The organism is Bacillus sp. NPDC094064 (genome assembly GCF_050279585.1).
In the GTDB taxonomy this organism is placed as follows: Bacteria; Bacillota; Bacilli; order Bacillales; family Bacillaceae_G; genus Bacillus_A.
The window spans coordinates 126,736-138,534 of the sequence record NZ_JBNNUI010000003.1; the positions used below are offsets into that span (position 1 = coordinate 126,736).

Annotated in this window: 11 protein-coding genes; 3 read left to right on the forward strand and 8 right to left on the reverse strand. The window is 35.5% G+C overall.

Translation table 11 applies throughout. The features are described 5' to 3' along the window. Positions 1-19 precede the first annotated feature (19 nt). The 7 genes from ACQKNI_RS08455 to hflX all read right to left on the reverse strand — a co-directional run bounded on the left by ACQKNI_RS08455 (position 20) and on the right by hflX (position 8,574). Entirely contained in the window at positions 20-1,846 is a 1,827-nt protein-coding gene (locus ACQKNI_RS08455; RefSeq protein WP_427282313.1) for a polysaccharide biosynthesis protein, read from the reverse strand. A 290-nt stretch (positions 1,847-2,136) separates the two neighbouring features. Next, the gene (locus ACQKNI_RS08460) at positions 2,137-2,799 is read right to left on the reverse strand and encodes a CpsD/CapB family tyrosine-protein kinase (RefSeq protein WP_088230015.1); all 663 of its coding nucleotides are present in this window, start codon (positions 2,797-2,799) and stop codon (positions 2,137-2,139) included. Next, positions 2,748-3,488 (reverse strand): YveK family protein, encoded by a 741-nt coding sequence (locus ACQKNI_RS08465; RefSeq protein WP_088230016.1) that lies wholly within the window; start codon positions 3,486-3,488, stop codon positions 2,748-2,750. The genes ACQKNI_RS08460 and ACQKNI_RS08465 overlap by 52 nt, the downstream gene beginning before the upstream one ends. Before the next feature lie 599 nt (positions 3,489-4,087). Next, the gene (gene glnA, locus ACQKNI_RS08470; RefSeq protein WP_000135337.1) at positions 4,088-5,422 is read right to left on the reverse strand and encodes a type I glutamate--ammonia ligase; all 1,335 of its coding nucleotides are present in this window, start codon (positions 5,420-5,422) and stop codon (positions 4,088-4,090) included. Positions 5,423-5,470: 48 nt separating this feature from the next. Continuing rightward, positions 5,471-5,860 (reverse strand): transcriptional repressor GlnR, encoded by a 390-nt coding sequence (gene glnR / locus ACQKNI_RS08475; protein ID WP_000656783.1) that lies wholly within the window; start codon positions 5,858-5,860, stop codon positions 5,471-5,473. Positions 5,861-6,035: 175 nt separating this feature from the next. After that, positions 6,036-7,307 carry an aminotransferase class I/II-fold pyridoxal phosphate-dependent enzyme gene (locus ACQKNI_RS08480; RefSeq protein WP_427282317.1) on the reverse strand — a complete coding sequence of 424 codons (1,272 nt, stop codon included), beginning with the start codon at positions 7,305-7,307 and terminating at the stop codon, positions 6,036-6,038. Beyond that, the gene (gene hflX, locus ACQKNI_RS08485) at positions 7,300-8,574 is read right to left on the reverse strand and encodes a GTPase HflX (protein ID WP_140417325.1); all 1,275 of its coding nucleotides are present in this window, start codon (positions 8,572-8,574) and stop codon (positions 7,300-7,302) included. Before hflX ends, ACQKNI_RS08480 begins: the two co-directional genes overlap by 8 nt. Positions 8,575-8,666: 92 nt before the next feature. Here hflX and ACQKNI_RS08490 point away from each other — a divergent pair, with 92 nt between their 5' ends. After that, entirely contained in the window at positions 8,667-9,290 is a 624-nt protein-coding gene (locus ACQKNI_RS08490) for a trimeric intracellular cation channel family protein (protein ID WP_088230019.1), read from the forward strand. A 99-nt stretch (positions 9,291-9,389) separates the two neighbouring features. Further along, complete coding sequence (locus tag ACQKNI_RS08495; protein WP_000181490.1) at positions 9,390-9,524, forward strand: hypothetical protein; 135 nt, start codon at positions 9,390-9,392, stop codon at positions 9,522-9,524. Positions 9,525-9,558: 34 nt separating this feature from the next. Here the strand turns inward: ACQKNI_RS08495 and spoVK are convergent, their stop codons facing one another. After that, entirely contained in the window at positions 9,559-10,515 is a 957-nt protein-coding gene (spoVK, locus tag ACQKNI_RS08500) for a stage V sporulation protein K (RefSeq protein ID WP_088230020.1), read from the reverse strand. 214 nt (positions 10,516-10,729) lie between these two features. On the opposite strand from spoVK, the gene ACQKNI_RS08505 reads away from it, so the two are divergent. Continuing rightward, complete coding sequence (locus ACQKNI_RS08505; RefSeq protein WP_088230021.1) at positions 10,730-11,695, forward strand: tyrosine-type recombinase/integrase; 966 nt, start codon at positions 10,730-10,732, stop codon at positions 11,693-11,695. Positions 11,696-11,799: the final 104 nt, after the last annotated feature.

Below are 11,799 nucleotides of genomic sequence, written 5' to 3' on the forward strand. Positions count from 1 at the left end.
TTATAATAATTTTTTGTCATTAACCTGATACCGGTATTAATAGTTTTAAAGTTTTACGCTGGTTCACTAAATTTAACAATCTCTTCCTTAACTCAAATTCATTTAATTCTGTATATCCTGAAATTAATTCTTCTATTTCTTCTATACGAACATTCATTTCTTGCCCTACATAAATTCTTGGGTGAACTTGCTTCTCATTCATTTCATCTTCTTTTAGTAATTCTTCAAAAAGTTTCTCTCCTGGGCGTATACCAGTAAACTCTATTCCTATTTCCTCCACAGAGTTTCCTGATAATCGGATGAGGTTTTTAGCAAGGTCAACTATTTTTACTGGTTCTCCCATATCCAGTACAAAAATTTCTCCACCTTTAGCTAATGCACCAGCTTGTACTACAAGTCTAGATGCCTCCGGAATTGTCATAAAATAACGGACCATATCTGGATGTGTAACTGTAACTGGTCCACCCTTTTGAATTTGCTTCTTAAATAACGGAATAACACTCCCTCTACTTCCTAACACATTTCCAAATCGTACAGTAACAAACTTTGTATGACTCGTTTTATCTTTATGCTGTATTACCATCTCAGCTAGTTTCTTTGTCGCCCCCATAACACTCGTCGGGTTCACTGCTTTATCAGACGAAATCATAACAAACGTTCCTACTCCATGTGTCCTCGCAGCCTCTGCTATATTCATAGTCCCAATTACATTATTTTTAACAGCCTCTTCAGGATTGTTTTCCATTAATGGTACATGTTTATGTGCAGCTGCATGATATACAACATCTGGAAGATGTTTATTCATTATTAAAAGCATCTTCTTTTTATCTTGAATATCTGCGATTTCTGGAATAAATACGCCTTTCCTATCATTGTATTTTTCATTTAATTCCATTTCTATTGAATAAATACTGTTTTCTCCATGTCCTAATAAAATCAATTTTTTCGGCTTAAATTTCGCAACTTGTCTACAAATTTCTGAACCAATTGATCCACCTGCACCAGTAACTAAAATGACTTTATCAGTTATATAATCTGAAATGATATCCACATCTAGCTCTACAGGATCCCTTCCTAATAAATCTTCTACTTGAACATCTCTAAATTCATTCACTGAAACTTTACCTGTTACTAAGTCTTCTAACATTGGCAGAATTTGAGTTTTCACATTTGTTTTTAAACAATCTTTTAAAATAACATTTCTCTCTCTCTTATTTAACGACGGAATTGCCAAAATTATCATTTCAATATTCAGTTTTTTTATAACATAATCAATTTGATTCATACCACCAATTACTGGAATCCCCCATATATCAAGATTATGTTTTTTGACATTATCATCGATAAACGCAACTGGCATTAATTCTGTGGTACTATTCTTCAACAACTGTCTTGCAACCATTGTTCCTGCTGATCCAGCACCAACAATTAACGTTCTTTTCTTATCACCCTTTTTTACATAATAAATATCTCTGTACATTCTCCAAATAAAGCGAGAACCACCAATTAATAACATATGAATCATCCAAGTTACAACCAACAATCGAAAATACATTTTTTGCATAATTAGTTGTTGCACAACTGCGGTGGTAAGTATAGAAAATGTAACGACCTTGCATATAATTAACAATTCTCCTACACTCGCGTATTCCAAAGCTTTTTTATACAGTTTATAAATAAAAGCGAACAGATGATGACTAACTAGTAAAGTGATAGAGCTAACAACTGATGACAAGGTGATAACACTGAAGCTAGCATTTACAAAAAAATAACTAAAAAAAATTGCACTTAATACAATCAGTGAATCCATTAAAAGCAATAACGATATCCTCCGACGATACGTCATATAACTTCCTCCTTTAATCAATTCCTTACTTAACCCTTTCAAATTTAAAGTTTCTAACTATATTCTCTTTATTAAAAGCACATAGTTAGAAACTTTAATAAAACATGGGCATCTAACCCTCCCTCACATTACACTTTTGATGACTGGCATCTAAGGTTGTTTTCACACCCCACAGCATAACCGAGTGCCTCCATTGATAACGGTTAGGAGACATCACCACATCATAATTCTATTAACATTTCTTTATAACGAACGTTTTTATGTACGAAATTTAAATTTATAAATAGCCTTTATACTTTCCCATTCAAAATCGCACCCAATATTTTACTTTTCGTGAAACTTAGTGCTCTTTTCGTTTCAAGTGCATCTTCGTTCACAGTGCGATTATATCGAATCACCAAAAGTACTCCTTCACACTTATCAGCTAATACGCTCGTATCTGTTACTTCTAATACAGGTGAAGAATCAAATAATACGATATCATACCGTCCCATTGCCTTTTGAATTAACATATCCATTGAATTTGAACTAAGTACTTCTGACGGGTTGAATGGTACTGGACCGCTAGTTAATACATCCAGACTTTCCATCCCTGTTTTTTTCACCGCACCTTCCAAATTTGTTGTTCCGTTCAATATATCCGTTAATCCAATTGTATTTTCTACTCCAAACATTTCATGAATCGTTGGTGTTCGTAAATTCGCATCTATTACCAATACTTTTTCACCTTTTTGCGCTATTGAGACTGCTAAATTTACTGTAATCGTTGATTTTCCTTCACCGTACCTCGGAGAAGTAATAACTATCGTTCTGCTTTTGTGAATAGACGAAGATAATTGAATGTTTGTTCGAAGCGAACGATACTGCTCCGAAATTTTCGATCTTGGGGCAGTATACGAAATTATACTTTCTCCTTTAACTTCATTTGTTTTTCGTCTATTTTTGTATGCCACTCTGTTCCCTCCCCCAATAACACTTTATTTTTTTCACTAAATTTATCTTTCGTATTTTTCTTATTCATTTTAGAAATCCCACCCAAAACAGGGATATCTAACAATTGTTCAATTCTTCGTTCGGATTTGATTCGATCATCAAGTGAATCCAATAAAAAAATAAAACCGATACTGAGCACCATACCTAACGTGAATGCAATTAATATCGTCTTAAAGTGATCTATATTTATAGGCATCGAATATTTTTGAACTGGATCCTCTGGTAATATACTCACATTATTAAAATTCAGTATATTCGCTACTTCTCGCTTATAAACAGCAGCTGTAGTATTTGCAATTTTATGCGCAAGCACCGGATCCGTATCCACTACATTTATCTTCATAATCTGGGAGCCTTGTACACTTTCTGCACTTATTTGCCCACTTAACGCACCTGCAGATCTATTAATATTCAATTCAGCAGCTACTTTTTCTAATATTACAGGCTCATTTACCATCGCTTTCAATGTATTCATCGTTTCAGCGTTAGCTTGAACAATAACCCTTGCTGAGGAGGCATACAAAGGTGTTTTCATATACATACTATACATGGCTCCTCCTACCGTTGTGAGAGTCGTAAACAATAGTAGTATCCATACTCTTTTCCATATTACATTAAATAAATTTTTCAAATTTATTTCCTTATTCATTACTTCTCCTCCTCATTTAATACCAATGAGATTTCAGTTTAAAATTCCACAAAAAACCAAATCGCTATTTTGACTTTTTCAAATATACAAACATTTCTAATTAATGCCATTTTAGTTCTTTATATAGAACGAGTCAATATAAATTATTTTTGTTTAACACCTTCTTAATTTCACCTCAAAAATTACGACAATATTCTTCATAATTCATTGTAGATAAATGACGAAAACACCCTGATATCGTAATATCAGGGCGTTTTTCTTTGTGTTGAGACGTATTTCAGCAAGGTATTTTCACCCCATTGAAATAGGTCGTATATATTAAATAAATTGCTTGATCAAATGATATTCATTTCTCGTAAGTATTGGCAAATCCGTTTGTAAATTTATTAGCACATTTATATTATTCCTATAAAAATGCCCGATAAATAAAAATCTCAACACGTTATATTTTCAAATTTGAAAAGTACATAAACAATGTTTTAGAGTGAAACTTTTTGTATTTTTTGTGGTTGTTTTGTGGCTGTTTTTCCTATATAACGTTGTAACAAAAAAGAAACAAAAAAACCCTTGATACCATTTGTATCAAGGGTTTAAGCCTCTTAGTATAGAGACATATATTGATCACGTTCCCATTGGTGAACTTGCGTGCGGAAAATGTCCCACTCAATCTCTTTCGCTTCGATGAAGTGCTCAAGTAAGTGATCTCCTAATGCATTACTAATTACTTCGTTAGATTGTAATGTAACTAAAGCTTGCGCTAATGTTGCTGGTAAGTCAACGATACCTGCTTCTTCGCGTTCTTCTTTTGTCATTACATAAATGTTACGGTCTACTGCAGCTGGTGGAGTTAATTTATTTTTAATTCCGTCAAGACCTGCCGCTAATAATGTAGCCATTACTAAATATGGGTTTGCAGCCGGGTCAACACTACGTACTTCTACGCGTGTACTAATACCACGAGATGCAGGGATACGTACTAATGGGCTACGGTTTTGTGCAGACCATGCTACGTAACAAGGAGCTTCATATCCAGGTACTAAACGCTTGTAAGAGTTTACAGTTGGGTTCGCTACCGCTGTAAATGCTGGTGCGTGTTTTAAAATACCTGCGATGAAGTGACGAGCATCATCACTTAATTGTAAGTCACCGTTTTGATCGAAGAATACGTTCTCACCATTTTTGAATAGTGATAAGTTACAGTGCATACCTGAACCGTTCACACCGTATAATGGTTTCGGCATAAATGTTGCGTGTAAACCGTGTTTACGTGCAATTGTTTTTACAACAAGTTTGAATGTTTGAATGTCATCACATGAGCGAATTGCATTTGCATATTTGAAATCAATTTCGTGTTGCCCTGGAGCAACCTCATGGTGAGACGCTTCAATTTCAAAGCCCATTTCTTCAAGCTCAAGAACGATATCACGACGACAGTTTTCCCCTAGATCCATCGGCGCAAGGTCGAAGTATCCACCGTTATCGTTTAATTCTAATGTTGGATTTCCTTTTTCATCTACTTTGAATAGGAAGAATTCTGGCTCTGGTCCAAGATTGAAATCTGAGAATCCTAATGCTTCCATTTCTTTTAATACACGCTTTAAGTTGTTACGTGGATCACCATCAAATGGAGTGCCATCTGCATTGTAAATATCACAGATTAATCGAGCTACTTTACCTTTTTCAGCTGTCCAAGGGAAAATTACCCAAGTATCTAAATCCGGATATAAGTACATATCAGATTCTTCAATACGTACGAAACCTTCAATAGAAGATCCATCAAACATCATTTTGTTATCAAGAGCTTTTGTTAATTGGCTCACTGGAATTTCTACGTTTTTAATTACTCCTAAAAGATCCGTAAATTGTAAGCGGATATACTTTACATTCTCTTCTTTCGCCAAACGGAAAATATCTTCTCTTGTGTACCTAGCCATTATAAATTCCTCCTTAGTCCCTCTAAACACCTTCAGAATCAGTTATCTTTAGTGAAAAAACCTTGAAATGTCACCTTGTCGCAATGAAGTTCGATTAAACCTACCTGTATGCTGTAGTTCATCTCGAAGTATTTTGCGAAGCTCAGTTTTTGAAATTTCTTTCGTTTCTTCTTTTACTTTCACTGCTTCTGTTTGATTTTCTTTCATTAGTAACACTTGTTTAATGCCAGCCATATTCAAGCCTTGATCTAATAAATCTTTAATCTCTAACAACTTATCTACATCGTTAAATGAAAATAACCTACGATTCCCCTTTGTACGGGTTGGAGAAACAAGATTATGCTCTTCATAGTAGCGAATTTGACGTGCAGACAATTGTGTTAAATCCATAACAATACCAATAGGAAACAGCGGGGCAGAACGTCTATCTTCTTTCATCGTTTCAGTTCCTCCTTCGCCTTAACTGCTTCTCATTTTATACCATGTTATGTTTAGTGTCAATAGATGTTAGCTTTTCTTACATGATTTTTTTATAAGTTTTTTCATTCTTTTTTCTAATGGTACAAATCAATACTTTCATACAAAAAAAGCCGTCAAAATCGACAGCTTCCCTTTAAGAAATTGTTAACAAATTCTTTTCAATTAATTCATCAATTGCAGAACAAATCGCAATTTTAACATGCGAATACGTTAATCCACCTTGCACATATGCAACATAAGGCGGTCGAATCGGGCCATCCGCAGATAATTCAATACTTGCACCTTGAATAAACGTTCCCGCAGCCATAATCACATCATCTTCATAACCCGGCATATAGTTTGCATACGGCGTGAAATGAGAATTAATCGGAGATGCATATTGAATCGCTTGACAGAACGCAATCATACGATCTTTATCATCAAATTGAACAGACTGAATTAAATCCGTTCTTGGCGCATTCCACGCGGGCGATGTATTCATCCCTAGCTTTTCTAAAAATGCAGCTGTAAAAATCGCACCTTTCAGCGCTTGCCCCGCAACATGCGGTGCTAAGAAGAAACCTTGATACATTTCTTGCAGACTGTATAAAGATGCCCCTGCTTCCGCACCAATTCCCGGAGATGTTAAGCGATACGCACACGCTTCAACATACTGTTCTTTCCCGACAATGTAACCACCAGTTTTAACGATTCCACCGCCTGGATTTTTAATAAGAGAACCCGCCATTAAGTCCGCACCAACATGACACGGCTCTTGTTCTTCAATAAACTCACCATAACAGTTGTCTACAAATACGACAACATCAGGTTTAATTTCTTTAACGAACGCAATCATCTCTTTAATTTGTGAAACAGTAAACGACGGACGAGTAGCATATCCTTTTGAACGCTGAATACCGATCATCTTCGTGTTACTATGGATCGCAGCTGCAACAGCTCCAAAATCAACAAGCCCCTCTTCAGTTAGTGGAACTGCATTATAACCAATATTATATTCTTTAAATGAACCTACACCTTTTCCGCGTACACCAACAATTTCTTCTAACGTATCATACGGTTTCCCCGTAATGTACAACAATTCATCACCAGGGCGTAAAATACCAAATAAAGCCGTAGAAATAGCGTGCGTACCCGAAATAATTTGAGGACGCACAAGACCAGCTTCAGCTCCAAATACATCAGCATACACTTTTTCTAACGTATCACGACCAATATCATCATACCCATAACCTGTCGTTGGAATAAAATGCGAATCACTAATTTTATGTTTACGAAAACTTTCTAATACACGAAATTGATTACTTTCAATTACCTCATCCGCACGTTTATGTACTTCTGTAATTTGACTTTCTACTTCTTTTACGATTAAAGCAATTTTTTCTCCATTTTTCAAACGATCAAACATTTTTATTTTCTCCTTCTTCCACTAAAAATCTCTTTAATTGCCCATTAAATGACGAATGAGCAAATATATATCCTGTACAATCATATACAAACTTATCTTCCAAAAACTCCATCTTCGTTAATAAGGTTTCCGTTTTTAATAGCGTTAACAACTTACCTTCACTCGGAGGAATTTCCACTCGATAACGGCCCATTTCTTCTTTCATTTTCTTTTCTATCGCTTCTTTTATATGTAATAAATCATTTTCTTCAAAAGCACTAGTCATTAAAAAGTCATTTTTCGGAAATGGAATAAAGTTTTGATGTAATTCATCTTTTTTATTATATAACGTAATAATAGGGATATGATTAATTTCCAGTTCCATCAATAATTTCTTTACTGTTTTCTCATGTCCTACATAGTTAGAGTCCGCAGCATCAACAACATGTAAAATGACATCCGCTTCACCAGCTTCTTCTAACGTCGAACGAAAAGCAGCAATTAACGATGTCGGTAAATCTTGTATAAAACCAACCGTATCAGTCAAAAGTACGGTATAACCCGAAGGTAACGGCATCTTTCTTGTTGTCGGATCTAACGTCGCAAATAATAAGTTTTCTTCAAACGTATCAGCTTCCGTTAATCTATTAAACAATGTAGATTTCCCTGCATTTGTATACCCAATTAATGAAACTTGAAATACTTTATTATCTTTCCTTCTCTCACGATATCTTTTCCGATGTTCCACAACAACAGCTAGTTGTTTCTTTATTTCATCAATTCGTGATCGAATATGCCGACGATCCGTTTCAAGCTTCGTCTCTCCTGGCCCTCTTGTACCAATACCCCCACCAAGACGTGATAATGAGAGACCTTGTCCCATAAGACGCGGCATTGTATATTGCAACTGAGCCAACTCTACTTGAAGTTTACCCTCTCTCGATTTCGCTCGTTGCGCAAAAATATCTAGTATAAGCTGCGTTCGATCAATTACTCTTGCCTCTAGTACTGAGGATACATTCCGAATTTGACTCGGCGTTAACTCGTTATTAAATATTATTACATCTGGTTCTAATTCTTGAGTTAGCATCGTCAGTTCTTCTAACTTACCTTTTCCTATATAAGTCGCCGGATGAAATTTCGGGCGTTTTTGTGTTGTTGACACTAATACTTCTGCTCGAGCAGTCTTTGCTAACGATGCAAGTTCTTTCATGGAATGCATAAATTTTTCATCGTCATCTTGCGGCAATTGACACCCTACCAATATGACTTTTTCTTTTTCTTCCATCAAATATGTTCACTCATCCTTTTCGAAATTTAAACCTTCTAATATAATAGCAGAGGAAGCACATTTCATCTAGTTAGCGGGGGAGAAAATTCATGGCATGGGAGATTTTTAGCATCATAGGCACAATCGCTTTCGCACTAAGCGGAGCCATTGTTGCAATGGAAGAAGATTATGATATTTTCGGGGTGTACATTTTAGGAATGGCAACCGCATTTGGGGGAGGTGCCCTTCGTAATTTACTAATCGGTTATCCGATTGTCGCGTTTTGGCAACAAGACATGTTATTCCAAATCGCACTATTATCAATGACTATTATTTTTCTTTTTCCAAATAAATTAATTAGACATTGGAAGAAGTGGGAAAACATCACGGACGCTATCGGCTTATCAGCATTTGCCGTACAAGGAGCATTATATGCCCAAAAATTAAATTTACCAATTAGTGCTACAATCGTAGCAGCTGTTTTAACCGGTATTGGCGGTGGTATCATCCGCGATCTTTTAGCCCGCAGAAAACCACTCGTCCTTCGAGCTGAAGTATATGCATTCTGGACGATTCTAGCAGGTTTCTTAATCGGCGCTCAAATTATCGTTAGCGACTGGGCTCTATACACCTTATTCATTTTAATTGTTTGCTTCCGCATGATTTCTATTCATTACAAATGGCATTTACCGCATAGACGTATCGACACAAACGAACGTTCCATGCACAAATAGCAATCGAACCTCTTTACATAGCGTAAAGAGGTTTTTCTTTTCTAACGATTTTTTCTTTACATAATGTTTATACTAATCCTCAAAGCGAGGTGAATACAAATGACAAACCATGTTAATAAAGGTGCTCAAAAAAGTTCAGTAGACCAAATTGGGCACGATCCTAATTCCGCTCACGAAAAAAGCGCCAAAATGGAACGTTTCCATAAATCTTATCGCGGAAAAACAAAAAAATAACAAACAGGATTGTATACAAAAATAGACGCACAGTTTATGTACTGTGCGTCTCCTCTTCCAACATTAAATCCATACTTGATATCCCAATTAAATCATGCTTATCATACGAATCTTCTTGTAACAAACGCATCGCTTGTGTACGAATCGATTTTTCAACAATATTCCGTACATATCGCCCATTACTAAACGATGTAATTTGCGATGAATACTTTACAGCGTGCAAATGATCTCTAAATTTCCATTCAGCTTCTTTCGACAATTGGTATTCACGCTCTTCATACATCCTTTTCCCAATTTCCAATAACTGATTTACTGAGTAATCCGCAAACTCAATAATAAACGGAAAACGAGATTGCAATCCCGGGTTTAATGATAGAAAATGATTCATCTCTCTTGAATATCCTGCCAAAATCAATACAAAACCATGTTGTTTATCTTCCATATGCTTTACAAGTGTATCAATGGCTTCCTTTCCAAAATCTTTCTCTCCCCCTCGCGCCAAAGAATACGCCTCATCTATAAACAAAATCCCCCCCATTGCTTTCTTTATTAAATCTCTTGTTTTTTGAGCTGTATGTCCGATGTACTCACCCACTAAATCCGCACGCTCCGCTTCGACTAAGTGCCCTTTTGATAAAATATTCATCTCAAACAACAACTTCCCTATCATTCTAGCGACAGTTGTCTTTCCCGTACCTGGATTTCCTTTAAACAACATATGAAGCACTTGCTTCTCTGACTTTAATCCCATCTCTTGTCTTTTTTTATTCACATAAATCCAAGCATATATTTCTTTTATTATCTTTTTTATATCATCCATCCCAACAAGCTTTCCCATCTCTTCTTCAATTCTCTGTAACATTTCATGTTTAGTAGTAGTTTCACTTGAAATTACCGTTTTCTTTTCCGATGCCGGTAAAGAAATTTTTTTCCGATGATTTAACACAATATTAATTTGATTATTATTTTTTTTACGCATCGATTGTTCCATTCAATCACCTCATTTTATCCCGTATTAACAGGAAGTACGACTCCCACCTCAAAATTCAGCAAATACGAGGAAGTTCAGCGGACGATGAACGAAATCCCACTGATTAAAATTTCACTTTATCCACTCACCAAATATTATTATTCTTGCCCTCTTGCAAATGCCTATTTTCAGAAAAGTTTGCTATAATATAAGAAATAATTAAGGTGGTGGGACTATGGAGACAACGGAATTCCATGATACAATACAAGCCTTTTCTATTTTTTTATTGAATAAAGGCCGAAAACCTTCAACTATTAAGCGTTATGTTTATGACATTGAAGATTTCGGACATTGGTTAGAAAAAAACAAAAAGCTCCCTTCCAGTAATATATGGGCTACACTTTGTACAAAAGACTATGAAGATTACTTTTCCGAATTAAAAAAGAATCGACATTACTCTGAGAAAACAATGCATCGTGTATTTATTGTACTAAATAGAATGCATCACTTTCTAAACATTCCTAATCCATTAAAGAATATGGAAATTTCTATTCAACCAGATCGTACACTACGTAACGAAGATTTCATTTCATCTGATGAAGAAAAAAAATTAAAACACATAGTTACTTCATTGGAAGGACTTTCAGAAAAACAGCGCCCCGTGCGCCCTTTATTAATGGATCGTAATATCGCTATTTTAAACCTATTAATCGACTATGGTTTATCCTTACAGGAACTTACAGCGTTAACTATGCATCACGTTCACTTTGAAACTAACACACTAACTATTCCAGCAAACGCAGGGGTAGAAAGAACAATTCCCCTGACGAAAGAAGACAAAAAACAACTATATACTTATTACAAAAGCATCCCTGAACCAGTTCGCCCTAAGTACCATAGCGATGATCCATTGTTTGTCGCATTCGATTTTAACCGCGGAACATACAGGTGGGTATATGAAAATGATGCACCAAAAGGGTTAACAGAAATCGCAATTCAAAAGATGATTCGACTTGAAGTTGCTAGAGCGGATTTGCGAAAAGGCATCTCCGGACAACATTTCCGAAACACCTTTATTTTACGTCTAATAAATAAACAAACTCCAGAATCGGAAATCATCAAATTAGCTGGCTTCAAATCAAAAATCTCACTAAAACGATATTATCAATTCGCGGAAAATAGAAAAAACGCCTTAATTTAAGGCGTTTTTTCTATTTTTTCTTTAAACAAATCATTTTACTATGACCATTTATCTATTCTCTGCATCTACTATGATGAGTTTCGTTCACATTCTCATTAGAAAGG